Below are 25,830 nucleotides of genomic sequence, written 5' to 3'. Positions count from 1 at the left end.
GCACAGGACAGCCAGGAGCAGCGGAACGGGAGCAGCCCGGAGTCATGCGTGTCGTCTCCATCCTCGTGGAAAACACGGATCACCCGCGGCCGGTATCCTGACTCCCGGATCACCGCACGCCCTCAGGCCTTCCCGGCTGGCTGCCAGTGGCCGTCCCTCGCGAGGACGAACTCCCCGGTCACAGTGGCGGGACCGTGCCGGACTCACACCGGCTTCCCTGACACCGCGGACCTGTCATCGACCATATAGTTGGACGTCCTAGTAAGTCCAGGGGTCGCGGGGGCCTTTCGCGCGGATCACCGTCCGGCCCCACCGGGCCGACGGGCCCGTCCCCGGCCGGAGGCTGGGCCTCCGGCCGGGGACGGGCGGCGCAAGGGGCCCCCTCAGGCCCCGGGGACCCGGTCGAGGGCGGAGTCGATCCGGGTCGCCCACTCCGGCTCCCTGGTCAGCAGGCCGTACTCGCCGCTGACCAGGTCGATGTCCACGACGTGCCGGAAGCCCGCTTCCGCCGCCGCCGCGAGACGCGTCCGGTCGTCGGCGGGCGCCGCGAAGACCACCCGCCGGCACCCGGGGTCCGCCGCCGCGAGCGCGTCGGCGAAGGCCGTCAGCAGAGCGGGCAGGGCCTCGTCGGCGCAGGCGTCCACCCGGATCTCCAGGTCGCGCAGCCCCACCGGGTAGGCGTCGCGCAGCCGGCCGGCCGCGCACCGTTCCAAGCGGACCTCGATGCCGCCCGTCACCCGCAGGTCGAGGGCGTGGCGGGTGCTCCGGCGCGTCTCGGTCCGCAAGCCCGGGGCGAGGCTCACGTTCGGCAGCGGTGGCACGGGGAGCACGTCACTCCTCCTCGGCCGCGAGTTGCCGGATGACCGGCTTGTTGAGCTTGCCGGAGCCGTTGCGGGGCACGGTCTCGACGACCTTGAGGCGGCGCGGCAGCTTGTACCGGGCCAGGTGCCGGGCCGCGTGGTCGCGCACGTCGTCGAGGGTGATGCCGGTCCCCTCGGCCACCGAGACCACGGCGACGACGGTCTCACCCCACTGCGGGTCGGGGAAGCCGACGACGGCGACGTCCAGGACACCCGGCATGCCGGCGAGGGCCTGTTCGACCTCGGCCGGGTACACGTTCTCCCCGCCACTGATGATCATGTCCTTGAGGCGGTCGACGACGTACAGGCAGCCGTCCTCGTCCAGGTAGCCGATGTCCCCGGAGTGGAACCAGCCCTCCTCGTCGTACGCCTCGGCGGTCGCCTCGGGGTTGTTCCAGTAGCCGGCGGCCACGTTCGGGCCGCGGACGACGATCTCGCCCCGACGGCCCGTCTCCACCGGCCGCTTGGTGACGGCGTCGACCACCCGCACCTGGGTGTACGGCATGGGGACGCCGGCCGAGCCGATCTTGTCGAGGGTGAGTTCCGACGGGAGGTGGGTGGCGAACGGCGCGGTCTCGGTCAGGCCCCACGCCTGCTGGAGCAGCAGGCCGCGCTCGGCGTACTGCTGGACCAGCGAGGGCGGGACGGGGGCGCCCGCGACCACGACCGCCCTCAGTCGGCCGAGGTCCCGTTCGAAGAGGCCCGGCACCCGGCCCAGGGCGGCGAACATCTGCGGCACGCCGAACATCGAGTTGACCCCCAGCCGCACCAGGTCGTCGGCGCACTGCTCGGGATCGAACGTCCGGCGCACCACCACGGTGCCGCCCCGGGTGAGCGTGCGCAGCGCGAAGCTGTTCAGCGCTCCGATGTGGAACAGCGGCGCCGCCGCGTAGGTGGTGTCGCCGCGCCTGGTGTCCAGGCGCAGTTCCACGTTGACCGAGTTCCACCACACGTTGCCGTGGGTCAGGACGACGCCCTTGGGGGTTCCGGTGGTGCCTGAGGTGAACATCAGGATGGCCGGGTCGTCGGCCCGCTTCACCGCGACGGTGGGGGTGGGCTCGGCCGCCGCGAGGAGGGGGGACCACGGCTCCCAGCCCCGCGCCGGACCGGCCGGCGCCTCGGGGTCGTCGTCGACGAGCAGGAAGCGGTGCAGGTCCGTCCCGTCGCGGACCCGGTCCACGCAGGCCCGGTGGCCCTCCTCGCAGACGACGGCGGTGGCGCCGCTGCTGCGCAGCACCCCGGCGAGTTCGGGGTCGGCGAAGCGGAAGTTCACCGGGACGAACAGCGCGCCGAGGCGGAAGGCGGCCAGCATGGTGACGAAGAAGGCCGCGCTGTTCAGCCCGAGGTAGCCGACGCGGTCGCCGTCGCGGACCCCGCCCTCGGCCAGGACGGTGGCCAGTCGCGCGGCCTTGTCATCGAGTTGACGATACGTCAGGTCGCCGCCCGGGTAGTCGACGACGACGGTGTCCGCGTGGTACCGGGCGTTGCGGGCGACGGCCGCGGCGGGGTTCAGGTCGACCGCGATGCCGGAGTTGTGGGGGTGTGGCGTGGTCACGGTGGGCTCCTCGTTGAGCTCAGAGGTGGTCGCCGCCTGCGGCGCTGGCGAACCCGCGGACACCGATCCCGCCGTCGACGGAGATCGCCTGGCCCGTGATGGGGCCGCTCTGGTCGCGCGCGGCCAGCAGGACGTACGGTCCGGTGAAGTCGCGCGGTTCGGTGCTGGAGTCGTGCAGCGGGATGGGCGGGGGCGGGGTGCCGGGCCCCCGCTTCGCGAAGGACGCCGAGATGGAGCGGTCCGCGAGGTCGAGGGACTGCGGACCGCGCAGGTCGGTGTTCATGCCTCCGCAGGCGACCCCGTTGACGCGGACCTTGGGGGCGAGCTCGTAGGCCAGTTCGCGCATCAGGCCGAGGCAGGCGTGCTTGCTGGCGGTGTAGAGGGGGCCACCGCCGTTGACGAAGAAGGAGGCGTTGGACAGCGTCATGATGATGCTGCCGCGGGTCTTCACCAGTTCCGGCCACGCTGCTTCGGCCGCCAGCAGGTAGCCCTTGACGTTGATGGAGAACACCTCGTCGAAAGCGCTGTCGAGGTCCTTCGCCGTCAGCCGGGTGAGCTGGCGCTGGTAGTCCCACACCCCCGCGTTGGCGACCAGGGTGTCGAGCTTGCCGAAGCGCTCCACCGTCGCGGCGACGGCCGCGTGCAGTGCCTCGGGGTCGCGCACGTCGGCGGCGACCGCGTGGTAGCGCTCGGGCGTGCCGGAGGCCTCGACGACCTCGTTCAGGCGTGCCTTGTCCCGGTCGAGGATGGTGACGCACGCGCCCTCCGCCACGAAGCGTTCGGCGACCGCGAGTCCGATGCCGGAGCCGCCGCCGGTGATCAGCGTCGCGTACCCGTCAAGCCAGCCGCGGCTCATCACGCCTCCCCGGTCTCGGCGAGGAAGCCGGTCACGAGCCGCTCGAACTCGGCCCGGCGCTCCAGCTGCACCCAGTGGCCGCAGCGGCCGAAGACGTGGAGCTGGACGTCCCGGATGTGCTTGAGCATCAGCTGGGCGCCGTCCAGCGTGATGGTGCGGTCGTCGCGGCCCCAGAGCAGCAGGGTCGGCGCCGTGATCCGGTGCAGGTCGCGCCAGAGCGGGTCCATGCCGCCGCGCTTGGCGAACGCCGCGTTGTAGCGGTGGTAGAAGGCGACGTGGCTCTCGTCGAGGGAGGCCTCGTAGCGGGCCCTGACCACGTCGGCGCCGAACTGCCGGTGGTCGAAGACCATGGTGCGGATGAACGCGCCCATCTTCTTCTCGCTCGGCCCGGTGCCGTTGTAGTAGCGGAACATCTCCTTCTGGCCCTCGGTCGGGGTCGGGCCGAAGGGCAGCCAGCCGCCGCCGGGGGCCATCAGCACCAGGCGGGTGACCCGCTCGGGGCGCTGCTGGGCCATGGCGATGGCGGCGGCGCCGCCGAGGCTGTTGCCGAGGAGGTGGAAGGTCTCGACGCCGAGGGAGTCCAGCGCCTGGTAGAGGGCGTCGGTGGTGATCTCGGTGATGGACCGCTGGTCGAGGTCCTCCTCGGTGGGGCGGTAGCTGTCGCCGAAGCCGGGCTGGTCCGGCAGCAGCACGCGGAAGTGCCGGGCGAGCTCGGGCAGGTTCTGGTGGTAGTTGCTGACGCCGGAGGCGCCGGGGCCGCCGCCGTGCAGCATGACGAGCACCGGGCCCTGCCCGGTCTCCGCGACGGCGATCTCGCCGAGCGAGGTGGCCACGCGGTGGTGCTTGAGGTGGAGGTCGGTCACAGGGGGTTCCCATCGGCAGTGAGGCGGCGGGGCTGAAATGCGGGACTGAAAGGGGGGCTGAAAAGCGGGGCTGAGAGGCGGGACTGAAAGGGGGGGCTGAGAGGCGGGGCTGAGAGGGTCAGGCTTCGAAAGCCTCAGAAGAAGGTGGAGATGTTCTTCGCCTGGAGGATGTTCTGGTCCAGCAGGACGGTCCGACGGGCCACCCGCAGTCCGTCGGGGGTGCGGCGCAGGAGGTCGGTGCGGCCGCCGGCGAAGACGTTCTCCTCGCGCTCCAGGCGGTTGCGGTAGACCAGGAAGGCCGAGCGCACCTGGAGGTCCTCCTCGGTGAACTCCGGGTGCTCCTGCGGGTCCACATGGCGGACCAGGACGTTGGTCACCAGGTGCCGGGTGCGGGACGGAGGGTCCTCGGACCACGCCATGCCGGAGTCGAAGCGGCGGATCCGCCAGGCCAGGCTCTCCTTGGTCTCGTCGTAGAAGGCGGCCTCGCCGCGCGCCGCGACGGAGAGCGCCTGCTGACGGCGGAGCCGGTTGGTGCGGGTCGGCATCCAGTAGTCGAGGTCGTCGGCGAGCAGGTCGAGCCAGTCGGTGTAGCGGCCGGCGTCGAGGAGGTCGGCCTCCTCGTAGTAGAACTGCTCGACCTCGAAGTGGGTGTCGCGGTCGGCCCGCGCCCCCGCGCGGGACGGGGCGGTTTCGGTGCTCGTGCTCACGGGGTCATTCGATCCCTTCTGTGCGTGCGGTCGGTACGCGCTGTTCCGCCCTGCGGCACGTCAGCCGCGCAGGAGGGCGCGCAGGCTGACGGACGGGTCGGCCAGCTGGTCGGGGTCGGCCGGGACGCGGCGGTCGATCAGCCGGCGGGCCGCGCGGACGGAGACGGAGTCGTCGACGGCGGCCGCGGCGACCAGGTGTCCGTCGGCCAGGCCGAACACGGCGAAGGACGGGTCGTCGAACGAGCCCCTGGTCACGATCCGCGTCGCGGACGCCATGTGGCCCACGCCCTCGATGTGGTGTCCGTGCCGGTCGGTCCAGAACCACGACGCCTCGGCGGCGGGCGCCGGGGCACCGAGCAGCGTGGCGGCGGCACGTGCGCCGTCCTTCTGGGCGGCCTCCCAGTGCTCGGCGCGGGGCAGCAGCGTGCCGTCGGTGTGCCGGGCGCGCGTCGGGTCGCCCACGGCGAGGACGGCGGGGTTGGAGGTCACCTGGCCGCTGTCGACCACGATGCCGCGGTCGACCTCCAGGCCGGCCTGTTCGGCGAGCGCGGTGTTCGGCACCATGCCGACCCCGAGCAGGACGGCGTCGTAGGTGCGCGTCGGCTCCCCGTCGGCGAGCCTCGCCTCGATCCCGTCGTCACCGCGGTCGGTGAAGGACTCCACGACCGTGCGCAGCGCCTCGACGCCGTGCCGGGCGTGCAGGCCGTGCACCCACGCGGCGAGGTCGGGCCCCAGGACGGTGGCGAGCGGGACGGCCACCGGGTCGACGAGGGTGACCTCGCAGCCCAGTCGCACCGCGGTGGAGGCGCTCTCCGCGCCGATCAGTCCGGCGCCGACGACCAGGAGCCGGGCGCCGGGCACCAGGGCGGCGCGCAGCCGCCGGGCGTCCTCGGCCGTGCGCAGCACGTGCACCCGCGGGCTGTCCGCGCCGGGGACGGGCGGGCGCGCGGCACCGGCGCCGGTGGCGAGCACGACGCGGTCGGCGGCCAGCATCCGGCCGTCCGACAGCTCCAGCTTGCCCTCTGCCGGGCGCAGCGCGGTGACGGTGGTCCGGTTGATCAGACGGATCCGCTGGTCGTCGTACCAGGACGGCGGCTGGAGTGCGATCTGCTCCAGTGTCCTGGTGCCGGCCAGGAAGTCCTTCGACAGCGGCGGCCGGTCGTAGGGGAACTCCCCGCCGTCGACGAGCGTGATCCCGCCGTCGAAGCCCCGGGAGCGCAGGGCGGCGGCGGTCCCGACGCCGGCCACGCCGCCGCCCACGATCACCACGTCGGTGCTCACGGGGCCTCCCCGGGGAAGAGGTAGACCTCGCCGTCGCGGACCTCGACGCGGTGCGGGCAGGCGTTCCTCGTCGCCGGCAGCCCCTGCACCTCGCCGCTCCTGAGGCAGAACCTGCTGGAGTGCAGCGGGCACTCGACGAAGCCGTCCTCCACCCAGCCCTCGGCCAGCGAGGCCGTCTCGTGGGTGCAGGTGTCGTCCAGCGCGTACACGGTGTCGTCGGTGTCGCGCAGCAGGGCGATGTTGTCGGCGGTGCCGGTGACGGACTTGTCGACGGCGATGCCCTCGCCCTGCGGGATGTCGTCCAGGGACGCGACCCGGATGCCGTCGCTCATGCTTGCTCCTCGTGCCATGCGGGGGTGTTCATCAGTTCGCGCCAGCGGCCGTAGAAGGCGCGGCCGGCCGCGTCGCTGTACAGCTCGCTGGTGTTGCCGGGGTACCGGCCGTCCTCACGCTCGGTGCCCATGCCCATCTGGTAGTTCAGGGCGACTCCGTTGGTGATGAAGCCGTGCGCGACGGCCTGCACCTCGCTCCAGTTCTCGCCGTCGTCCTGCTCGAAGATGCCGCTGGGGCCGAAGGTGCGCAGGTTGTACAGGCGCTGCGCCTCGCGGACCTCCTCCGGCATGGACTTGTCGACGATGGTCCACGCCCAGACCTCCATCCTGTCCGGGCCCTTGGGGTGCCAGACCCGGATGGAGCCGTTGACCGGCAGGTAGGAGAAGTTGGGGAAGACGGTGGCGTGGCCGTTGGTCAGCGGGCCCTCGACACGTGCCTCGCCCAGGCGCTCGCGCAGGGCGTCGTAGTCCGTCCACTCGTGGACGGTCCGGGCGTCGAAGCGGTTCCTGGGGTGGACCGGGAAGCCCGCTCCGTTGCCGCGCGCGTCCGAGTACTGACGGCCGGTGCGGTGCACGATCTCGTCCTTGGGCTTCTTCCCGGCGGGGGCGAGCACTTGGAGGGCCGAGGCGTGGCTCATGTTGACGTGGTACCAGTCGGTGGCGAACTGCTCGGCGGCCAGCTTCCAGTTGCCCTCCAGCACCCACTTGTGGACGCCGCCGACGACCACGGTGCCCTGGTCGTCATGGTCGAGCATGGCGTCCAGGTACCAGGCCATGTCGCCCAGCGACTCGCGCAGCGGGACGGGGTCGGGGTTCCAGGTGCCGAAGACCAGCCCGTGGTAGCTCTCCACGTGCGGCACCTCGACCAGGCCCCACTGCTCGGTCCGGAAGTCCTCGGGGTAGCCGTCCCGGTTCGGCACGCCGGCCAGCGAGCCGTCGAGGTTGAAGGACCAGCCGTGGTAGGTGCAGGTGAAGTTCCGGGTGGTGCCGAAGTCCGCGCGGCACACACGGGCGCCGCGGTGCCGGCAGGAGTTCAGGTAGGCGCGGACGCGGCGTTCCCGGTCGAGGGTGACGATGACCGGGTCCTCGCCCATGTACGTGGTGAAGAAGTCACCGGGCTTGTGGAACTGGTCGGTGTGCGCCAGGAAGAGCCAGCTGGGGGCGAACACCCGGCGCAGCTCCTGCCGGTACAGCTCCTGGTCGGTGAAGACGGCGCGGTCCACCAGGCCGCCCTCGGTGTCGACCAGCCCGGAGACGTCGATGGTGGGGGCCAGCGCCGCGGGGCGCCGCAGGGCCCCGCGCGGGGCCGGGGTGGCCGCGCTCTGAGGTTCGATCGTCGAGGTCATGTGCCCAGGCAACAGCAGCCGGACGGGTGGTTCCATCCGTCGTTCCGCTGGGCGGCACACCCGCTGTCGGCGGGCGGCGGCGGGGGGCGAGCGTGAGGACATGCTTGCTGCAACCGCCGTCTCCCAGAGCGCGAGCGACCCGCTGTCCGGGCTCGTACTCGAAGACGTTCCCAAGCCCGAGCCGCGCCCCGGCTGGTCCTTGGTCCGCGTCGTCGCCTCGTCGCTGAACATGCACGACCTGTGGACCCTGCGCGGGGTGGGTCACCCGCCCGAGCGGCTGCCGATCGTCCTCGGCTGCGACGCCGCCGGGTACGACGAGGACGGCAACGAGGTCCTCGTCCACCCGGTGATCGCCGACCCGGACGCCGGCGGGGGCGACGAGACCCTCGACCCGGGGCGCGCGCTGCTGTCGGAGCGGCACGACGGCGCCTTCGCCGAGTACCTCTCCGTCCCCACCCGCAACCTGATCCCCAAGCCGTCCTGGCTGACCTTCGACGAGGCCGCCTGCCTGCCGGTCGCATGGGGCACCGCCTACCGGATGCTGTTCACCCAGGCCGGGATCCGGGCCGGGGACCGCGTCCTGGTACAGGGCGCGGGCGGCGGCGTCGCCTCGGCCGCGATCAAGCTCGCGGTGGCCGCCGGGGCCGTCGTGTACTGCACCAGCCGCAGCCAGGACAAGCGCGACCAGGCCCTCGCCTGGGGCGCGCGGGCCGCCGTGGCGACCGGTGAGCGGCTGCCGGAGCGGGTGGACGTGGTCGTCGAGACGGTCGGCGAGGCCACCTGGTCGCACTCGCTGAAGTCGCTGCGCCCGGGCGGCACGGTCGTGATCGCCGGCGCCACCTCCGGCGCCAACCCGCCCGCCGACCTCGGCCGGGTCTTCTACCTCCAGCAGCGCGTCCTGGGCTCGACCGGCTGCACCCGCGGCGAACTCGTCTCCCTGCTGAAGCTGATGGACGCCACCGGTCTGCGCCCGGTCGTCGACCGCACGCTGCCGCTGACCGAGATCCACCGGGGCTTCCGGCTGATGCTCGACGGACGGCTGACCGGAAAGCTCGTCATCCACCCCACCGACCCCCACCAGTGAGGAGCACCGTCATGACCGCCGCAGCCGTCGGCCTCTCCCACTCCCCGCTGATCGGCATCAACGATCCCGCGCCGGAGGTCCTGTCCGCCGTCGAAGCCGCCGTGGACGAGGCCCGCGCCTTCGTCCGCGCCTTCGACCCCGAACTGGTCGTGCTGTACGCGCCGGACCACTACAACGGTTTCTTCTACAAGGAGATGCCGCCGTTCTGCCTGGCCACCGAGGCCCACGCGGTCGGCGACTTCAACTCCTCCGCCGGGCCGCTGTCGGTGGACACCGAGGCTGCCCGCGCGCTGGCCCGGGGCGTCCTCGCCCGCGGCGTCGACCTGACCGTCTCCGCCCGGATGACCGTCGACCACGGCTTCGTGCAGCCGCTGGAGGTCCTCTTCGGCGGCCTCGACCAGGTTCCGGTCGTCCCGGTGTTCGTCAACGGTGTCGCCACTCCGCTCGGCCCCGTCAGCCGGATCCGGGCCCTGGGCACCGCGATCGGCGAGGCGGCGGCGGAGCTGGACCGCAGGGTGCTGTTCCTCGGTTCCGGCGGCCTCTCGCACGACCCGCCGGTCCCGGTGCTGGACGGGGCGCCGCCGCGCGTCGCCGACGCGCTCATCGAGGGCCACCCGCCCACGCCCGAGCAGCGGGCCAGGGGCGAGCAGCGGGTCGTTCGGGCCGGGCGAGAGTACGCCGCCGGGGCGACGTCGATGATCCCGATCAACCCCGTGTGGGACAACCTCGTCCTCGACACCCTGGCGGAGAACCGGCTGGCCGACGTCGACGGGTGGAGCACCGAGTGGATGGGCGCCGAGGGCGGCGGCTCGGCGCACGAGGTGCGCAGCTGGATCGCCGCGTTCGCCTCGCTCGCGGCCGTCGGCGACTACCGGTTCACCTCCCGCTTCTACCGGCCGATCCCCGAGTGGATCGCCGGATTCGCCGTCGCCACCGCGCACGTGCAGGAGGGCTGATGAGCCCCACTGGAGGAGAGCCGATGAACTCGACCGAAGGAGGACCGATGAGTCCGACCGTCCCCGACTGGGCCGTCGTCGAGGCGGCCGCCCGGCTGGCGGCGGCCGCCGAGGGGCGCACTCCCTGTGCCCCGGTGCGGGACGTGCTGGGCACCACGGACCTCGCCGCCGCGTACCGGGTGCAACGGCTGCTCGTGGACCGGCACCTGAGCGGCGGGGCCAAGGTCACGGGCCGCAAGATCGGCCTCACCTCGCCGGCCGTCCAGCGCCAACTGGGCGTCGACCAGCCGGACTTCGGCGTTCTCCTGGACACCATGGAGGTCTCCGGGGACGCGGTGCCCGACGGCCGCCTGCTCCAGCCCAAGGCCGAGGCGGAGATCGCGTTCGTCCTCGCCGGCGACCTTGACGCGCCCGAGCTCACCCTGGCCGACGTGCGGGCCGCGGTCGCCCACGCCGTGCCGGCGCTGGAGATCGTGGACAGCCGGGTCGCGGGCTGGGACATCACCATCACCGACACCGTCGCGGACAACGCCTCGTGCGGGCTGTACGTGCTCGGCGACGCCCGGCTGACGCTCGACGGGTTCGAGCCGCGCGAGACCACGATGCGCATGTTCGTCAACGACGTGCCCGTCTCCGAGGGCGAAGGCACCGCCTGTCTCGGGGACCCGTTGAACGCCCTGCTGTGGCTGGCCCGTACCGCCCACGCCTACGGCGACCCGCTGCGCGCCGGGCAGGTCGTCCTTTCCGGCGCCCTCGGCCCGATGGCCCCGGTCGCCGCCGGCGACCGCGTCCGCGCGGAGATCTTTGGCCTGGGCACCGTGTCCGCCACGTTCACCGACGAGGACCGCTCCACCGACAAGGCCCCCTTCACCGACAGGAACGGCGAGGACTGCTCATGACCAAGACGAAGGTGGCCGTCATCGGCTCCGGCAACATCGGAACCGATCTGATGATCAAGATCATCCGCACCTCGCAGACGCTGGAGATGGCGGCCCTGGTCGGCATCGACCCGGACTCCGACGGGCTGGCCCGGGCCCGCCGGCTGAAGGTCCCGACCACCCATGAGGGCGTCGACGGGCTGATCGCGATGGAGGGCTTCGAGGACATCGCGGTCGTCTTCGACGCCACCTCCGCCAAGGCGCACCGGCACAACGCGGACCGGCTGGCGCCCCACGGCAAGACGCTGATCGACCTCACCCCCGCCGCGATCGGTCCGTTCGTCGTCCCGGCCGTCAACCTCGACGAGAACCTCGCGGCCGGCAACGTCAACATGGTGACCTGCGGCGGCCAGGCCACCATCCCGATCGTCCACGCCGTGGCCCACACCACGCCGGTGCCCTACGCGGAGATCGTGGCGTCCATCGCCTCGCGCTCGGCCGGCCCCGGCACCCGCGCCAACCTCGACGAGTTCACCGAGACCACCGCGTCCGCGATCGAGACGGTGGGCGGGGCCGCCCGCGGCAAGGCGATCATCGTCCTCAACCCGGCGGAGCCGCCGCTCATCATGCGGGACACCGTGTTCTGCCTGATCGGCGACGCCGACCACGACGCGATCCGCGCCTCGGTCGCCGACACCGTGGCCGAGGTCGCCCGGTACGTGCCCGGCTACCGGCTCAAGCAGGAGGTGCAGTTCACCCCGCTGGCACCCGACGAGCCGGTGCACACCCTGCTGCCGGCCGGATCCGGGCCGGTCACCACCCGGGTGTCGGTGTTCCTGGAGGTGGAGGGCGCCGCCCACTACCTGCCCGCCTACGCCGGCAACCTCGACATCATGACCTCGGCCGCCCTGCGCACCGCCGAGCGCATCGCCCAGCACGCGCACCAGGAGGCCCGGGCATGACCACGAAGCTCTACGTCCAGGACGTCACGCTCCGGGACGGCATGCACGCCGTCCGCCACCGCATCGAGCCCGCCGACGTCGCCCGGATCGTCTCCGCGCTCGACGCGGCCGGCGTGGACGCCATCGAGGTCGCCCACGGCGACGGTCTCGCGGGCGGCTCGCTGAACTACGGACCCGGCAGCAACACCGACTGGGAGTGGATCGAGGCCGCCGCCTCCGCCCTGGAGCGCGCCACCCTCACCACCCTGCTGCTCCCGGGCATCGGCACCATCGCCGAGCTGAAGCAGGCCCACGCGCTGGGCGTGCGTTCGGTGCGGATCGCCACTCACTGCACCGAGGCCGACGTCTCCGCCCAGCACATCGCCGCCGCCCGAGACCTGGGCATGGACGTCTCCGGGTTCCTGATGCTCAGCCACATGGCCGACCCGGCGACGCTGGCCCAGCAGGCCCGGCTGATGGAGTCCTACGGCGCGCACTGCGTGTACGTCACGGACTCCGGCGGCCGGCTGACCATGGAAGGGGTCCGCGAGCGGGTGCGCGCCTACCGCGACGTGCTGTCCCCGGACACCCAGATCGGCATCCACGCCCACCAGAACCTGTCGCTCGCGGTGGCGAACTCGGTGGTGGCCGTCGAGGAGGGCGTCACCCGCGTCGACGCGTCCCTCGCCGGGCACGGCGCGGGCGCGGGCAACTGCCCGATCGAGCCGTTCATCGCGGTCGCCTCGCTCAACGGGTGGGAGCACGGCTGCGACCTCTTCGCCCTCCAGGACGCCGCCGACGACATCGTCCGCCCGTTGCAGGACCGCCCGGTGCAGGTGGACCGGGAGACGCTCACCCTGGGCTACGCGGGGGTCTACTCCAGCTTCCTGCGGCACGCCGAGGCGGCCTCGCAGCGGTACGGGGTCGACGTGCGCGACATCCTGCTGGAGGTCGGCCGGCGCCGGCTCGTCGGCGGGCAGGAGGACATGATCGTCGACATCGCGCTCGACCTGCTGGGCGTGGCGTCCGCGAGCTGACCAACCGTGGAAGGGGGGGGGGGGGGGGGGGGGGGGGGGGGGGGGGGGGGGGGGGGGGGGGGGGGGGGGGGGGGGGGGGGGGGGGGGGGGGGGGGGGGGTCCCTCCACCCCCCCCCCCCCCCCCCTTCCACGTCAATCCGTGCGCTCAGCCGGCGATGTTCCGCGCCGGCTGCGAGCGCCGCACCCGGGCCGTCGGCCAGGCGTGTGAGGCGGCCGAGGCCACCCGCCGGACCTCCGCGCTCAGCCGCCGGGTGTCCGTCCGCCCCCGTCGGCCCGCCATCGACAGGGCCGCGACCGGAGCGCCGCCCCGCCCCAGCACCGGGGCGGCCACGCAGACCAGGCCCGGCTGGTACTCCTCGTCGTCGTAGGCCACTCCGGTGCAGCGGATCCGCTCCAGCTCGGCCGCCAGTTCGTCCGCCCGGCGGATCGTCCGGTCCGTGAAGGCGGCCAGGGGCTCGCTCATCGCCTGCTCGGCCGCCTGGGTGTCGTAGGCCAGCAGCACCTTCCCGACCGCCGTGGCGTGGGCGGGCAGCCGGCCTCCGATCCGTGAGGGCACCGAGGCGCTGCGGTGCCCGTAGAGCTTCGCCAGGTAGACGACGGACGTGTCGTGCAGCACCGCCAGGTGCACGGTCTCCCGGGTCGCCTCGTACAGGTCGGCGAGGTAGGGCAGCAGGAAGTCCCGCACGTGTTCGGCGTCGGGCGCGTAGACGGCCCGCCCGAGGTGGTGCAGCCGCTCCCCGAGCCGGTAGTCGGTGCCGACCCGCTCGACGACGCCGTTGCGCTCCAGCATGCCCAGGACTCGGTGGGCGGTGGACTTGCTCAGCTGCGCCCGGCGGGCGAGCTCGCTCACTCCCGCCCCGCCGCTGGCCCGGTCGCCCAGGGCGACGAGGAGGCTGATGGCCTTGTCGACAGCGGCCCGGTCGTCACGCTCGGAACCGACGAGGGTGGCGGTCATCGTGTTTCACCTCGGCTTGGAGCAGCGGTGTCACTTTTAGTGAACCTTTTGACAAAATTTACTGGACAATCATGCGAACCCAGCGAGCGTCCGTCAACATTGACACGGTGAGCAATAAAAGTGACGCCATGGCGCGTGAGAACGACCTCGTCGCCCGCAACGTACGCCGCTTCCGGCTCGAACGGGGCATGTCACTCGGCGAACTCGCCCGACGTTCCGGCCTGTCCAAGCAGACGCTGTCGAAGATCGAACAGGGCTCGGGCAATCCCACCGTGGAGACCCTGTCCCTCCTGGGGGCCGCCCTGGACGTCCCCGCGCGCCGCCTCCTCACCGAGTGGGGCACTCCCGTGTACGTCCAGCGCCAGGCCGACGGCGAGTGGCTACGCACCGTCAACTGGAGCGAGCGCCTCCTCGACGAGACCTACGGATCCGGTTACGTCCGCACCCTCGTCCTCCGCCTCGAACGCGGCGACGAGGCCCCCCAGCCGGCACCGCTCCACCCCGCCGGAACCCTGCACCACCTCTACGTCGTCACCGGCAAACTGCGCACCGGGCCACTCACCGACCCCGTCGACCTCGCGGCCGGCGACTTCGTCCGCTTCCCCGGCGACATCCCCTACCAGCACGTCTGCCTCAGCGACCGGGTCGTCGCCCAACTGGTCACCACGATCCCCCAGGTCCGCCAGTTCGACCCCGCCGCCACCCGAGGCGGCGCCTGAGCCGCCCGCGCCCCGCAGGGCACCACGGATACCCGTCGTGTCCCGACCGGCTCAGACGGGTCCACCGATCGAGCGGACGGCTTGACGCAGGCCCAGGATCTCGGCCACGGCGTCGAGCCAGCGGGCAAGGAGCTGGTCGCCGGCATCGCGACACCGGTGGCCTGGATGGCCGGGCGTTGGGGATCTGCTCATCGGGCTTGCCCAGCCCCATGACGCTCGGGGCGCTGAGCGGGCTGGATCCCTTCAGGACCGACTCGACCTGCGCCGCGACGGCAGCTGAATCCACGCCCTGCGGATTGCCGCCGGGCGCACAGGAGTTGGCCGTCGTGGCCGAGGAGTTGCCCGCTCCGGCGACCGCCACCGGCAGGGCCGGCATCAGCGGGCCGCAGGCGACGACGCCGACGAGCGCGCGGACGTGGTCGGGCTGGTGCCAGCGGGTGAGGGCGGCGCAGGCCGGCTGGTAGAAGGTGGCGGCCATCGCGAGGCCGGCGAGCAGCCAGGCGGCGAAGAAGACGGGCAGGTTCGGGGCGGATGCGATGCCGACCAGGGCGAGGCCGCCGATGACGGAGCCGACGGTCATCACGGTGCGCGGGCCGTGGCGGTCGATGATGTGGCCGATGGGGAGGCCGGCGAGTGCCGGGACGAGCAGGGGGCCGTGAACGCTGCGGTGGTCTGCGGTGTGCCCCAGTCGGTGTCGGAGTGCTGTGGGGATTGAGCACGGGGAAGGCGTAGTACACGATTCCCCAGCTGGTCATCTGGGTGACGGGTGACGCACAGGGCGGGCAGGGCGGCGCGCGGCCGTGACCGGTCCCATGAACCGGTCATGGCCGCGCTCCTCCGGGTGACAGTCACGTTGGTTTTCAGCAGCACTGGTTGGAGTCGGCGGCGGGAGCGCCGAGGCCGATGCTCAGCACCTGCGGTGCGGCCGGTGCCGCCGGGACGGAGCAGCAGCCACCGCCGCCCTGGGCGGCGTCGGGCTCGTCGAAGAGGCCGGCCCCGCCGCACACGCCGGTTTCGGGGAGGGTGAGTTCGACGCGGGCGGCGGCCTCGTGGTCGCCGGCGAGGTGGGCGGCGATGGAGCGGACCTGCTCGTAGCCAGTCATGGCGAGGAAGGACGGGGCGCGGCCGTAGGACTTCATACCGGCCAGGTAGGCGTCCTTCTCGGGGTGGGCCAGCTCCTTCACCCCGTGCGGGTAGACGGTGCCGCAGGAGTGCTCGTTGGGGTCGATCAGCGGGGCGAGCGCGGTGGGGGCCTGGAGGCGCTCGTCGAGGCCGAGGCGGCCTGCCCGCCGCCGACCACCACGACCTGGGTGCGCCGCGCGGTGCCGCTCACCTGAGTCCTCCGGAGAGCGGCGCCGCGCCGGTGGGGTGGGTCACCGAGACGGCCCGACGGCCGGTGTGGTCGTGATGGCGAACTTCTTGCGCATCGCGAGGGAGACGTAGACCAGGGCGACGAGGACGGGCACCTCGATGAGGGGGCCGACGACTCCGGAGAGGGCTTGGCCGGAGGTGACGCCGAAGGTCGCGATGGCCACGGCGATGGCGAGTTCGAAGTTGTTGCCCGCGGCGGTGAAGGCGAGGGTGGCGGTGCGGTCGTAGGCGAGGCCGATGGTCTTGCCGAGGGCGAAGGTGGCGAACCACATGATCGCGAAGTAGGCGAGCAGGGGCAGGGCGATGCGGGCGACGTCGCCGGGACGGCCGGTGATGGTCTTGCCCTGGAGGGCGAAGAGGATCACGATCGTGAACAGCAGGCCGTACAGGGCCCACGGGCCGATCTTCGGCAGGAACTTCTGCTCGTAGCGTTCGCGGCCCAGCTTCTTCTCGCCGATGCGACGGGTGAGGAAGCCGGCGAGCAGCGGGATGCCGAGGAAGACGAGGACGTTGACGACGATCTTGCCGACGGAGAAGTGCAGGTTGTCCTGGGCGAGGCCCAGCCAGCCGGGCAGGATGTCCAGGTAGAACCAGCCGAGCAGCCCGAAGGCGATGACCTGGAAGACGCTGTTGAGGGCGACGAGGACGGCGGCGGCCTCGCGGTCGCCGCAGGCGAGGTCGTTCCAGATGATGACCATGGCGATGCAGCGGGCCAGGCCGACGATGATCAGGCCGGTGCGGTACTCGGGCAGGTTCGGCAGAAACGCCCAGGCCAGGGCGAACATCACGGCCGGGCCGATGAGCCAGTTGATCACCAGGGAGGAGACCATCAGCTTCTTGTCGCCGGTGACGGTGTGGAGGCGGTCGTAGCGGACCTTGGCGAGGACCGGGTACATCATGACCAGCAGGCCCAGGCCGATGGGCAGCGAGACGCCGCCGACCTCTACCTGGCTGAGCGCGTCGTTCAGGCCGGGCACGGCGCGGCCCAGACCGAGGCCGATCCCCATGGCGGCGATGATCCACACCGGGAGGAAACGGTCCAGGGTGGAGAGCTTGCCCACCGGCCCCTCCTGATCGGCGGCCTTGGTCGCGGTCACGGGCAGGCCCTCTTCTTGTCGGCGCTCGCGCTCGCGCGGGCGGTGGCGGCGAGACCGCAGAGGAAGCCGGCGAGGGACTCCAGGGCTTCCGGGCGGAGCTTGTAATAGGTGAAGCGGCCGCACGGCTCGGTGTCCACGAGCCCGGCGTCACGCAGGATCTTCAGGTGGTTCGACAGATTGGTCTGCCGGGCGCCGGTGGCCTCGACCAGGTGCGTCGTGCACAGGGCCTCCTCGGCGACCAGCGTGAGGATCCGCATCCTCAGCGGGTCCGCCACCGCCTTGAGCAACACATCACTATCGACTGATATCACCATGGGCTGATACGTTAGTCGATGTCGGCAGCGCTTCCAAGCCACCGTCCGGCCTGCCGCTCCGCCGGTCACGGCCGAGAGGGCCCCGGTTTCCGCGTGCTCCGTGCACACCTCCGCCGCCCGTATCCCGCCGCGCGGGCCGATCCCAGGAAGAGTTCTGATGACCACCTCTCCCGCCGCGTCCGTCCTGTTCGTCTGTATTCACAACGCCGGCCGCTCGCAGATGGCCGCAGGTTTCCTGACCAACCTCGCGGGCGACCGTGTCGAGGTGCGCTCCGCCGGTTCCATGCCGGGAGACCAGGTCAACCCCGCCGCCGTTGCCGCCATGGCCGAGTTGGGCATCGACATCTCCGAGCAGACGCCGAAGATCCTCACCGCCGAGGCCGTCCAGGCGTCCGACTACGTCATCACCATGGGCTGTGGCGACGCCTGCCCGTACTTCCCCGGCAAGACGTACCTCGACCGGAAGCTGGAGGACCCGGCCGGCCAGGGCGTCGAGGCCGTGCGCCCGATCCGCGACGAGATCAAGACCCTCATCGAGGGCCTCATCGTCGAGATCGACGCCAAGGCCGCTGCCGAGCGGGAGAGCTGAGCCGGCATGTCGATGAACACCGAGACCGGCGCCGAGGTGCGCGAGGTCATCATCATCGGTTCCGGCTCGGCCGGGTACACGGCCGCTCTCTGGAAGAACGGCCCGCTCCTCCCTTGAGCCGCTGGTCGTCGAGGGGGGCCATCACCGCCTCCGGCACCGGCTGCTCCGCTGCCCTGGACGCTGAGCGCTACCTGGCCGTGTTCGTGGACCTGCGCACCGACGACCTCGACGGGGGCACCCCGGAGCTCGTGCCGGCTGTCTGACGGACGTCGTCACTCCCGTCCGGCCCGGAGACAGCCGCCTCGGCCGGATCCATGCTGTGTCGCTGTTCTTCCATCTACTGCTGCTGGGGCGGGAAGTGGGCTCTCCGCGGACCGCCCCGGCACCAGGCCGTGGGTCAGTTCAGCCGGAGACCGTGCCGGTGGCCGAGTTGGCGGTGGGTTTCCCGCCGGCGGTGAAGGTGGCGGTGTACCCCTGTCGCAGGATGTCGGCACTGGTTGTCAGGCCATCGGAACTGTCGCACCCGGCAATGCCGTTGATGTCCGTCTCGGCGGTGCACAGGACATCATCGTTGACGTCGGTGAAGGTGATGGTGAACCCGGAGACCACGTACATCCGGTCGTTGTCGGTCCGGCCGCGCAGCGTCGCGGTCAGGCCCGTCACCTGGAGGGGATCCCCAATCAGGGCGGCGGCCCCGGCGGTGAGGGTGGTGTGTTCGGAGGCGACTTCCTCCGGGTAGTTGCAGACGTTCCGGGTGGGGTCGAACCACAGGCCGCTCGGGCACTCCATCGTGAACACGTGCCCGAAGTCGTCGCACTGGAGGAACTTCGTCGGGTCTCCCGGGAACGGAGCGTAGAACCCGCCACCGCAAACCTTGTTGGGCCCATCGGCACTCGCCGGAGAAGCCATGATGATGGGCGAAGCGGCGGCCAGTGTCGCGCCGAGCGCCGCCCAGGCGAGCGAGCGCGCGAGTCGGCGGGTGGTCTGAACGGACTGTTCGGGCATGGGCGTTCCTCGGCTTGCGGCTCGTGTCGGTCAGCGACCGGAGGCGACGGTGTGGAACCGACGAGAACGGCCGGATCCCGAGCGGCTCGGGTGATCCGACCCGTGACTCCCCGTGCGTCGCGTTCGAACAAACTGAGACAGTCGCACCTCGCCGGCCCCAGCCCCCGCTGGTCGTCGACGTCCGCGGCGCCGCCGAACGCGAGGCCGGCGCCATCCCCGGCTCGATCCACCTCCCCCTCGCCGAACTCCCCATCCGCCACGGCGAACTGCCCACCGACCGCCCCCTCGTCCTCCACTGCGCCGGCGGCAGCCGCTCCTCCATCGCCGCCAGCCTGCTGCGCCACCACGGCCACCGGCACGCCTACGCTCTCATCGGCGGCTACGGCGCCTGGGAGACCGCCCCGCAGGCCTGACCCCGACCGCCCCGGCCCAAGTACTCCGTGACCCGCTCCTGGTCGGACCACCGGACGTCGTAGGGCGGGCTGCCGTCCGGCCGGGCGCAGCCCGACGATCTCGCCGTCCCGGCGGACCGCGCCCGGCCGGGTGCCCTGGACGATGATGCGGTCTCCCACGGCGGCTCTCATGGCGGCCTCCCCGGCTCGGTGCAGGTCCGGGGGAGAGCCCGGCCATCGGTGCTTCCGTGGCACCACCGATCGCGGGCCCCGGCAGGGGCCGGACGGTCCCGGTGACGAGGCCGTTCGCCCCGGCGGCCGTTCGCCCCGGCGGCCGTTCGCCTCGGTGGCCGTTCGTCGTCGCGTCGTCGTCGGGTGGGACCGTCGCCGGGGACGGCGCAGCATGGACGTGGAGGCGGAGGAGGTGGCGGGTGGCGGTGATCGGGAAGCTGCGGGTGTTCCTGGGGGCGGCACCGGGGGTGGGGAAGACCTACGCCATGCTCCGGGAGGGCCGGCGGCTCTCCGACGGGGGCCTGGACGTGGTGGTCGGCCTGGTCGAGACGTACGGCCGGCGCGGGACGGAGGAACAGCTCGCCGGCCTGCCCGTGCAGCCGCGGGAGCCGCGCACCTACCGGGGGGTGGCCCTGACCGAACTGGATCTGGACGCGCTGCTGCGCCGCCGACCGGCGCTCGCGCTGGTGGACGAGCTCGCGCACACCAATGTGCCCGGCGGGCGGAACGAGAAGCGCTGGCAGGATGTGCGGGAACTGCTGGACGCCGGGATCGACGTCGCCACCACGCTCAACATCCAGCACCTGGAGAGCCTCAACGACGTGGTCGAGCAGATCACCGGCGTCGCCCAGCGCGAGACCGTCCCCGACGAGGTGGTGCGTGCCGCAGACCGGATCGAGCTGGTCGACCTCAGCCCGCAGGCGCTGCGGGCGCGGATGGCCCAGGGGGAGGTCTACCCTCCGGAGCGGATCGACGTGGCGCTGGAGCACTACTTCCGGGCCGGCAACCTCGGGGCGCTGCGGGAACTGGCCCTGCTCTGGCTCGCCGACCGGGTGGAGGAGGAGCTGGCCGACTACCGGGCCAGGCACGGCATCCGGGCCCCCTGGGAGACCAAGGAGCGGATCGTGGTCGCCCTTGACGGCGCCGGGCAGGGCGCGCACCTGATCCGCCGGGGCGCCCGCATCGCGACCCGGGTGCACGGCGACCTCATCGGCGTGCACGTCCGGCTGGACGACGGCACCGCCGAGCGGGAGCCGCCCGGCCTCGCGGCGCAGCGGGACCTGCTCCGGGAGCTGCGCGGCGGCTACGTCGAGGTGAGCGGCACCGACGTCGCCCGGGCGCTGGTGGACTTCGCCCGCTCGGAGAGCGCCACGCAGATCCTCCTCGGCCCCACCAGCCGCAGCAGGCTGCGCGAGCTGGTCTCCGGCTCGGTGATCAACCGGGTGATCCGGTCGGCCGGCCCGATCGACGTGCACGTGCTTCCGCCGCCGGAACCGGGACCGCTTCGGGTGCCGCCCGCGCCCCGGCGCCGCCGCCCGGCGCTGGTCCCGGCCCGTCGGCGCCGGCTGGCGTGGCTGCTGGGGCCGGTCGGGGCGGTGGCGCTGACCTGGGCGCTGTCGCCGCTGCACGAGGCGCTCGGCCTGTCCGGGGTGCTGCTGTGCCTGCTGCTGGTGGTGGCGGGGACGGCCCGGCTCGGCGGGCTGCTGCCGGCCGCCGGCGGCACGGCCGCCGGGGCGCTGGCGGCGGACTTCCTCTTCACCACCCCGCGGTACAGCCTGACGGTGCGCCGTGGCGCCGACCTCGCCGCGCTGCTGCTGTTCCTCGCGGTGGCCGGGGTGATCTCCCATCTGATCGACGGGCTGACGCGGCGTTCGCAGCAGGCGGGCCGGGCTCGCGCGGAGGCGGCCGTCCTCGCCAGGCTGGCGGGGGAGACGGTCGACGCCGGGGCCAGGGTGCCGGCGGATCTGGTGGCGGAGCTGCGGGAGACCTTCGGCCTGGACGCTGCCGCCGTGCTCGTCCGCGCCGGCGAGCTCTGGCGCCCGGAGGCCCGGGCCGGCGCGACGGTGCCGCTCCGGCCCGACGAGGCGTCCTGGTCCGTCGAGCTGGGGGACGGCGCTGTCCTGGTCCTGCGCGGGGCGCCGCTCACCGAGGAGGACACCCGGCTGCTCGGGCCGTACGTCACCCAGCTGAAGCTGGCCCGGGATCGGGAGCGGCTGGCTGTCCAGGCCGCGGCGGCCGGGGAGCTCGCGCACATCGACGCGCTGCACACCGCGCTGCTGGAAGCCGTCGGACGGGACCTGCGGGCGCCTCTGGCGGCGGTGCGCCGGGAGGCCGAGCGGCTGCAGGGTCCGGCCGGGCGGATCGGCGTCGAGGTGGAGCGGATGGAGCGGCTGACCGCCAACCTGCTGGACCTGAGCCGGCTGCGGGCCGGGGTGATGCCGGTGGTGCTGCGGCCGACGGAGGTGGCCGAGGTGCTCCGGGCGGCCGCCGAGGGAGTGCCCCGCGTGCGCATCGACCTGACGGCGGCCCTGCCGCCGGTGCTGGTCGATCCGGGGCTGCTGGAACGGGCGGTCGCGGATCTTCTGGCCGCGGGGGCCGCCGGGCCGGTGGTGGTCGACGCCGGTGAGGTGGCGGGGCGGGTGGACGTCCGGATCACCGTCCACGGCGACCGGTTCGGAGCGGAGGGGGCAGGCCCGGCGGTGGCGCGGGGCTTCGTGGAGGCGATGAACGGCGAACTGGCGGCGGAGGAGGCAGTGGGCGGCGGCACCGCCTACGTGCTCAGCCTGGTCCGCGTCGAGCCCGGCCGGGGACCGGGGACGAGGGGCCCCTCGTCGGCGGCACACCCGGGCCGTACGGGGGAGTCCTCGGGAGAAGGTGGCCGGCGAGGGTCTGGTGGGGATCGTCGCTGATGCCGAGGGTGCGGGCGGTGAGGTAGCGGTGCGGTAGCGGTGTGGGCGGTGCGGTGGCGGTGTGGGCGGTGCGGTGGCGGTGTGGGCGGTGCGGTGGCGGTGCGGGCGGTGCGGTGGCGGTGCAGGGCGGTGCGGGCTTCGTCGCCCACGCTGTCCTGGGCTTCGACGGGCTCTTCGCAGGGCTCTGCCTGTGGCGACAGGCGGGTCCGGTGTCGTGTCAGCTCCCCGATGGCTTAGGAGAAGTCGGCAGCGCCGGAGGGGGCCCCCGAGACTCGGATCACCGGATGACGAGCCGAACCCGATCGCGGAGCGTGAATATCCATGGTGGACCTGGCCTACGTCGGTGTGACGATCCTTGCGTTCGGCGTGCTCGCGCTGCTGGCGAAGGGTGTGGAGCGGCTGTGACGGCGGACAACGTTCTCGGGCTGGTGGTGGCGGGCGCGCTCGTCGTCTACCTGGTGTTGGCGCTCGTCTTCCCCGAGCGGTTCTGAGATGGACCCGGTGCTCGCGGGGGTCCTACAGGCGCTGGCCCTGGTGGCGGCACTCGTGCTGTCCCACCGGCCGCTGGGTGACTACCTGGCGCACCTGCTGACCAGCCGCCGGCACCTGCGGGTCGAACGGGGCGTCTACCGGCTCGTCGGGGTGAACGGGGACGCCGACCAGGCCTGGCCCGCCTACCTGCGGGGCGTGCTGGCGTTCTCGGCCGTCTCGGTGCTCTTCCTCTACGCCTTCCAGCGCCTCCAGGACCACCTGTGGCTCTCCCTGGGCTTCCCCGCCGTCCCGGCGGCGATGGCCTGGAACACCGCGGTCTCCTTCGTGACCAACACCAACTGGCAGTCGTACTCGGGCGAGTCGACGATGGGCCACCTGGTGCAGATGGCTGGTCTCGCGGTGCAGAACTTCCTGTCCGCGGCGGTGGGGATCGCCGTCGCCGCCGCGTTGATCCGCGGCTTCGCCCGCACCGGGGCCGACCGGGTGGGCAACTTCTGGGTGGACGTCACCCGGGTGACGATCCGGCTGCTGCTGCCGGTGTCGGTGGTCTTCGCGATCGTCTTCGTGGCCGCCGGGATGGTCGAGAACCTGCACGCCGCCGAGCAGATCGGCACGCTGGGCGGAGGCACCCAGACCCTCCCGGGCGGGCCCGTCGCGTCCCAGGAGGTCATCAAGGAGCTCGGCACCAACGGTGGCGGGTTCTACAACGCGAACTCGGCCCACCCCTTCGAGAACCCCGACCCGCTCACCAACTGGCTGGAGGTCTTCCTGCTGCTGGTGATCGGCTTCGCGCTGCCCCGCACCTTCGGGACGATGGTCGGCGACCGGCGCCAGGGATACGCGATCGTCGCCGTGATGGCGCTGCTCTGGGTCGGCTCCACCGTCCTGACGGCGTTCTTCGAGTGGCAGCACCAGGGGAGCGCGCTGCGGGCGGCCGGCGCCGCGATGGAGGGCAAGGAGGTCCGCCTCGGCATCTCGGCCACCGCGCTCTTCGCAGCCTCCACCACCCTGACGTCGACCGGCGCGGCGAACGCCGCCCACGACTCCTTCACGCCCCTGGGCGGCGGCGTCCTGCTCGTCGACATGATGCTCGGTGAGATCGCGCCGGGCGGTGCGGGCTCCGGCCTCTACGGCATGCTGATCCTCGCCGTGATCACCGTCTTCGTGGCCGGTCTGATGGTCGGCCGTACCCCCGAGTACCTGGGCAAGAAGCTCGGCGGCCGGGAGATGAAGTTCTCCGCCCTCTACATCCTCAGCACCCCGGCGATCGTCCTGATCGGCACCGGGACGGCGATGATCTTCCGCGACGAGCGCTCCGCCGCGCTCAACAGCGGCCCGCACGGGTTCTCCGAGATCCTCTACGCCTTCACCTCGGCCGCCAACAACAACGGCTCCGCCTTCGCCGGCCTCACCGCCACCAGCACCTGGTGGCAGACCGCCCTCGGCCTGGCCATGCTGTTCGGCCGACTGCTGCCGATGGTCTTCGTCGTCGCGCTGGCCGGATCGCTGGCGCGCCAGCGCACCGTCCCCGCGACGGCCGGTACCCTGCCCACCCACCGGCCGCTGTTCGTGGGCATGCTCACCGGGGTCGTCCTGATCGTCGTCGGGCTGACCTACTTCCCGGCCGTCGCCCTCGGGCCGCTGGCGGAAGGGCTGCGGTGATGTCCGCGCCGACACCGAAGCCGCCGTCGACACCGAAGCCGCCGGTGCACGAGGCACACCGGGTGGTCGGCGGGCTGCTGGACCCCGAGCAGTTGGTGCGCTCCCTCCCCGACGCGCTGCGCAAGCTCGACCCCCGGGCGATGGCCCGGCGCCCGGTCATGTTCGTCGTGGAGGTCGGCTCGGTGCTGACCACCTACTCGGCGATCCGGCACGCCAGCCTCTTCGCCTGGCTGATCACGGCCTGGCTCTGGCTGACGGTGGTCTTCGCGAACCTCGCCGAGGCTGTGGCCGAGGGCCGGGGCAAGGCCCAGGCAGCCACGCTGCGCCGCACCCGGACCGAGACCGTCGCCCGGCGGCTCACCGTGCCGTGGCGGCCCGGCCTCGGCGAGGCCCCGGAAGAGGAGGTCCCGGCCGCCGAACTGCGGCTCGGCGACCACGTGGTGGTCGAGGCCGGGCAGACCATCCCCGGCGACGGCGACGTGGTGGAGGGGCTGGCCTCCGTCGACGAGTCGGCGATCACCGGTGAGTCCGCGCCGGTGATCCGCGAGTCCGGCGGCGACCGCAGCGCCGTCACCGGCGGCACCAGGGTGCTGTCCGACCGGATCGTCGTCAAGATCACCTCCAGGCCGGGGGAGACCTTCATCGACCGGATGATCGCGCTGGTCGAGGGCGCCGCCCGGCAGAAGACGCCCAACGAGATCGCCCTCGACATCCTGCTGGCCTCGCTGACCGTCGTCTTCCTGGTCGCGGTCGTCACGCTCCAGCCGATGGCCTCCTATGCCGGGGCGGAGCAGAGCATCGTCGTCCTGGTCGCCCTGATCGTGGCGCTCATCCCGACCACCATCGGCGCGCTGCTCTCCGCGATCGGCATCGCCGGCATGGACCGCCTGGTGCAGCGCAACGTGCTCGCCCTGTCCGGCCGCGCCGTCGAGGCCGCCGGCGACGTGTCGACGCTGCTGCTCGACAAGACCGGCACCATCACCTTCGGCAACCGCCAGGCCTCCGAGTTCACCCCGGTCGGAGGCGTGGACGTGACACGGTTCGTCGATGCCGCGCAGCTCTCCAGCCTCGCCGACGAGACCCCGGAGGGCCGTTCCATCGTCGTCCTCGCCAAGGAGGCGTACGGGCTGCGGGCCCGGACCCAGGACGAGCTCGGACGCGCCGTGTGGATCAAGTTCTCCGCGCAGACCCGGATGAGCGGCGCCGACCTGATCGAGGACGGTGTGCCCCGGCACATCCGCAAGGGCGCGGCGGGCGCGGTGATCCGCTGGGTGGAACAGAACGGCGGCACGGCCGGCCACGAGATCGGGCCGCTGGTCGACGGCATCTCCGCCCTCGGCGGCACCCCCCTGGTCGTCGCCGACCGGTACGGGAGCGACCCCGCCCGCGTCCTCGGGGTCATCCACCTCAAGGACGTCGTCAAACAGGGCATCCGGGAGCGCTTCGCGGACCTGCGCCGGATGGGCATCAGGACCGTCATGATCACCGGCGACAACCCGCTGACCGCCCGGGCCATCGCCGGGGAGGCCGGCGTGGACGACTTCCTCGCCGAGGCCACGCCCGAGGACAAGATGGCCCTGATCAAGAAGGAGCAGGAGGGCGGCAAGCTGGTCGCGA

The 25,830-nt window shown here is 72.6% G+C and carries 24 protein-coding genes, 6 pseudogenes and 1 riboswitch; of the genes and pseudogenes, 14 read left to right on the top strand and 16 right to left on the bottom strand.

All coding sequences use genetic code 11. The annotated features are described in order from the left end of the window. Positions 1-70: 70 nt before the first annotated feature. A riboswitch (cobalamin riboswitch) is annotated at positions 71-261 on the bottom strand. Positions 262-383: 122 nt separating this feature from the next. The 8 genes from ACZ5OX_RS26355 to ACZ5OX_RS26320 form a co-directional block, all read right to left on the bottom strand. Next, positions 384-830 (bottom strand): hypothetical protein, encoded by a 447-nt coding sequence (locus ACZ5OX_RS26355; protein ID WP_465633492.1) that lies wholly within the window; start codon positions 828-830, stop codon positions 384-386. A 1-nt stretch (position 831) separates the two neighbouring features. Next, positions 832-2,415 (bottom strand): acyl-CoA synthetase, encoded by a 1,584-nt coding sequence (locus ACZ5OX_RS26350; protein ID WP_465633490.1) that lies wholly within the window; start codon positions 2,413-2,415, stop codon positions 832-834. A 19-nt stretch (positions 2,416-2,434) separates the two neighbouring features. After that, the gene (locus ACZ5OX_RS26345; RefSeq protein ID WP_465633488.1) at positions 2,435-3,271 is read right to left on the bottom strand and encodes an SDR family NAD(P)-dependent oxidoreductase; all 837 of its coding nucleotides are present in this window, start codon (positions 3,269-3,271) and stop codon (positions 2,435-2,437) included. Beyond that, positions 3,271-4,134, bottom strand: a complete 864-nt coding sequence (locus ACZ5OX_RS26340; protein ID WP_465633486.1) for an alpha/beta fold hydrolase — start codon at positions 4,132-4,134, stop codon at positions 3,271-3,273. The genes ACZ5OX_RS26345 and ACZ5OX_RS26340 overlap by 1 nt, the downstream gene beginning before the upstream one ends. A 134-nt stretch (positions 4,135-4,268) precedes the next feature. Next, on the bottom strand, positions 4,269-4,841 hold the full coding sequence (locus tag ACZ5OX_RS26335; RefSeq protein ID WP_465633484.1) for a 3-phenylpropionate/cinnamic acid dioxygenase subunit beta: 573 nt from the start codon (positions 4,839-4,841) through the stop codon (positions 4,269-4,271). Between the two features lie 60 nt (positions 4,842-4,901). Further along, complete coding sequence (locus tag ACZ5OX_RS26330; RefSeq protein WP_465633482.1) at positions 4,902-6,122, bottom strand: NAD(P)/FAD-dependent oxidoreductase; 1,221 nt, start codon at positions 6,120-6,122, stop codon at positions 4,902-4,904. After that, positions 6,119-6,454: a non-heme iron oxygenase ferredoxin subunit gene (locus ACZ5OX_RS26325; protein WP_465633481.1), complete on the bottom strand. Its 336-nt coding sequence runs from the start codon at positions 6,452-6,454 to the stop codon at positions 6,119-6,121. Before ACZ5OX_RS26325 ends, ACZ5OX_RS26330 begins: the two co-directional genes overlap by 4 nt. Further along, complete coding sequence (locus ACZ5OX_RS26320; RefSeq protein ID WP_465633480.1) at positions 6,451-7,800, bottom strand: SRPBCC family protein; 1,350 nt, start codon at positions 7,798-7,800, stop codon at positions 6,451-6,453. The genes ACZ5OX_RS26325 and ACZ5OX_RS26320 overlap by 4 nt, the downstream gene beginning before the upstream one ends. A 100-nt stretch (positions 7,801-7,900) precedes the next feature. Here ACZ5OX_RS26320 and ACZ5OX_RS26315 point away from each other — a divergent pair, with 100 nt between their 5' ends. From ACZ5OX_RS26315 to dmpG, 5 genes are read left to right on the top strand one after another with little or no spacing between them, the layout of a single operon-like run. Continuing rightward, positions 7,901-8,884, top strand: coding sequence for a zinc-binding dehydrogenase (locus tag ACZ5OX_RS26315; RefSeq protein ID WP_465633479.1), 984 nt, complete (start codon positions 7,901-7,903; stop codon positions 8,882-8,884). An 11-nt stretch (positions 8,885-8,895) separates the two neighbouring features. Continuing rightward, entirely contained in the window at positions 8,896-9,840 is a 945-nt protein-coding gene (locus tag ACZ5OX_RS26310; RefSeq protein ID WP_465633478.1) for a 3-carboxyethylcatechol 2,3-dioxygenase, read from the top strand. 47 nt (positions 9,841-9,887) lie between these two features. Then, on the top strand, positions 9,888-10,739 hold the full coding sequence (locus tag ACZ5OX_RS26305; protein WP_465633477.1) for a 2-keto-4-pentenoate hydratase: 852 nt from the start codon (positions 9,888-9,890) through the stop codon (positions 10,737-10,739). After that, a complete protein-coding gene (locus tag ACZ5OX_RS26300; protein ID WP_465633476.1) occupies positions 10,736-11,680 on the top strand; it encodes an acetaldehyde dehydrogenase (acetylating) in 945 nt (314 codons plus the stop codon). Before ACZ5OX_RS26305 ends, ACZ5OX_RS26300 begins: the two co-directional genes overlap by 4 nt. Next, a complete protein-coding gene (dmpG, locus tag ACZ5OX_RS26295; RefSeq protein WP_465633474.1) occupies positions 11,677-12,696 on the top strand; it encodes a 4-hydroxy-2-oxovalerate aldolase in 1,020 nt (339 codons plus the stop codon). The genes ACZ5OX_RS26300 and dmpG overlap by 4 nt, the downstream gene beginning before the upstream one ends. A gap of 145 nt (positions 12,697-12,841) precedes the next feature. On the opposite strand, the gene ACZ5OX_RS26290 is transcribed toward dmpG, so the two are convergent. Further along, positions 12,842-13,651 (bottom strand): IclR family transcriptional regulator, encoded by an 810-nt coding sequence (locus ACZ5OX_RS26290; RefSeq protein ID WP_465633473.1) that lies wholly within the window; start codon positions 13,649-13,651, stop codon positions 12,842-12,844. 71 nt (positions 13,652-13,722) lie between these two features. Between ACZ5OX_RS26290 and ACZ5OX_RS26285 the strand changes: the two genes are divergently transcribed. Further along, a complete protein-coding gene (locus ACZ5OX_RS26285; RefSeq protein WP_465633471.1) occupies positions 13,723-14,370 on the top strand; it encodes a helix-turn-helix domain-containing protein in 648 nt (215 codons plus the stop codon). A 376-nt stretch (positions 14,371-14,746) separates the two neighbouring features. On the opposite strand, the pseudogene ACZ5OX_RS26280 reads toward ACZ5OX_RS26285, so the two are convergent. From ACZ5OX_RS26280 to ACZ5OX_RS26265, 4 genes and pseudogenes are all read right to left on the bottom strand, one after another. Next, positions 14,747-15,195, bottom strand: a pseudogene (locus tag ACZ5OX_RS26280) (MFS transporter); the annotation flags it as partial. Positions 15,196-15,230: 35 nt separating this feature from the next. Further along, a pseudogene (locus tag ACZ5OX_RS26275) lies at positions 15,231-15,650 on the bottom strand (flavoprotein); the annotation flags it as partial. Positions 15,651-15,743: 93 nt separating this feature from the next. Next, positions 15,744-16,844, bottom strand: a complete 1,101-nt coding sequence (arsB, locus tag ACZ5OX_RS26270) for an ACR3 family arsenite efflux transporter (RefSeq protein WP_465633678.1) — start codon at positions 16,842-16,844, stop codon at positions 15,744-15,746. Then, the gene (locus ACZ5OX_RS26265) at positions 16,835-17,152 is read right to left on the bottom strand and encodes an ArsR/SmtB family transcription factor (RefSeq protein WP_465633469.1); all 318 of its coding nucleotides are present in this window, start codon (positions 17,150-17,152) and stop codon (positions 16,835-16,837) included. The genes arsB and ACZ5OX_RS26265 overlap by 10 nt, the downstream gene beginning before the upstream one ends. A gap of 157 nt (positions 17,153-17,309) precedes the next feature. On the opposite strand from ACZ5OX_RS26265, the gene ACZ5OX_RS26260 reads away from it, so the two are divergent. The 3 genes and pseudogenes from ACZ5OX_RS26260 to ACZ5OX_RS26250 all read left to right on the top strand — a co-directional run. After that, positions 17,310-17,741, top strand: a complete 432-nt coding sequence (locus ACZ5OX_RS26260; protein WP_465633467.1) for an arsenate reductase ArsC — start codon at positions 17,310-17,312, stop codon at positions 17,739-17,741. A gap of 12 nt (positions 17,742-17,753) precedes the next feature. Beyond that, a pseudogene (locus ACZ5OX_RS26255) lies at positions 17,754-17,877 on the top strand (thioredoxin-disulfide reductase); the annotation flags it as partial. Continuing rightward, positions 17,873-18,004, top strand: a pseudogene (locus tag ACZ5OX_RS26250) (thioredoxin-disulfide reductase); the annotation flags it as partial. The pseudogenes ACZ5OX_RS26255 and ACZ5OX_RS26250, both read left to right, overlap by 5 nt. Before the next feature lie 139 nt (positions 18,005-18,143). On the opposite strand, the gene ACZ5OX_RS26245 reads toward ACZ5OX_RS26250, so the two are convergent. Next, the gene (locus ACZ5OX_RS26245) at positions 18,144-18,746 is read right to left on the bottom strand and encodes a chitin binding peritrophin-A domain-containing protein (protein ID WP_465633465.1); all 603 of its coding nucleotides are present in this window, start codon (positions 18,744-18,746) and stop codon (positions 18,144-18,146) included. A 23-nt stretch (positions 18,747-18,769) separates the two neighbouring features. Between ACZ5OX_RS26245 and ACZ5OX_RS26240 the strand changes: the two genes are divergently transcribed. Continuing rightward, positions 18,770-19,159 carry a rhodanese-like domain-containing protein gene (locus ACZ5OX_RS26240; protein WP_465633464.1) on the top strand — a complete coding sequence of 130 codons (390 nt, stop codon included), beginning with the start codon at positions 18,770-18,772 and terminating at the stop codon, positions 19,157-19,159. Here ACZ5OX_RS26240 and ACZ5OX_RS26235 read toward each other — a convergent pair. After that, positions 19,126-19,245: pseudogene (locus ACZ5OX_RS26235) on the bottom strand (DUF1918 domain-containing protein); the annotation flags it as partial. The gene ACZ5OX_RS26240 and the pseudogene ACZ5OX_RS26235 overlap by 34 nt on opposite strands. A 16-nt stretch (positions 19,246-19,261) precedes the next feature. Then, a pseudogene (locus ACZ5OX_RS26230) lies at positions 19,262-19,330 on the bottom strand (hypothetical protein); the annotation flags it as partial. 239 nt (positions 19,331-19,569) lie between these two features. Between ACZ5OX_RS26230 and ACZ5OX_RS26225 the strand changes: the two are divergent. The 4 genes from ACZ5OX_RS26225 to kdpB form a co-directional block, all read left to right on the top strand. Continuing rightward, positions 19,570-22,059: a DUF4118 domain-containing protein gene (locus ACZ5OX_RS26225; protein ID WP_465633463.1), complete on the top strand. Its 2,490-nt coding sequence runs from the start codon at positions 19,570-19,572 to the stop codon at positions 22,057-22,059. A gap of 401 nt (positions 22,060-22,460) precedes the next feature. Continuing rightward, the gene (gene kdpF / locus ACZ5OX_RS26220; protein WP_207813806.1) at positions 22,461-22,550 is read left to right on the top strand and encodes a K(+)-transporting ATPase subunit F; all 90 of its coding nucleotides are present in this window, start codon (positions 22,461-22,463) and stop codon (positions 22,548-22,550) included. Between the two features lies 1 nt (position 22,551). Beyond that, complete coding sequence (kdpA, locus tag ACZ5OX_RS26215; RefSeq protein WP_465633461.1) at positions 22,552-24,213, top strand: potassium-transporting ATPase subunit KdpA; 1,662 nt, start codon at positions 22,552-22,554, stop codon at positions 24,211-24,213. Next, positions 24,213-25,830: potassium-transporting ATPase subunit KdpB (gene kdpB / locus ACZ5OX_RS26210; protein ID WP_465633460.1), on the top strand; the 1,618-nt coding region annotated here is incomplete at its 3' end. The genes kdpA and kdpB, both read left to right, overlap by 1 nt.

Source organism: Kitasatospora sp. NPDC032121 (assembly GCF_055580145.1).
Note: the sequence above shows the minus strand (reverse complement) of the source record. Positions and strands in the feature narration are given on the sequence as shown.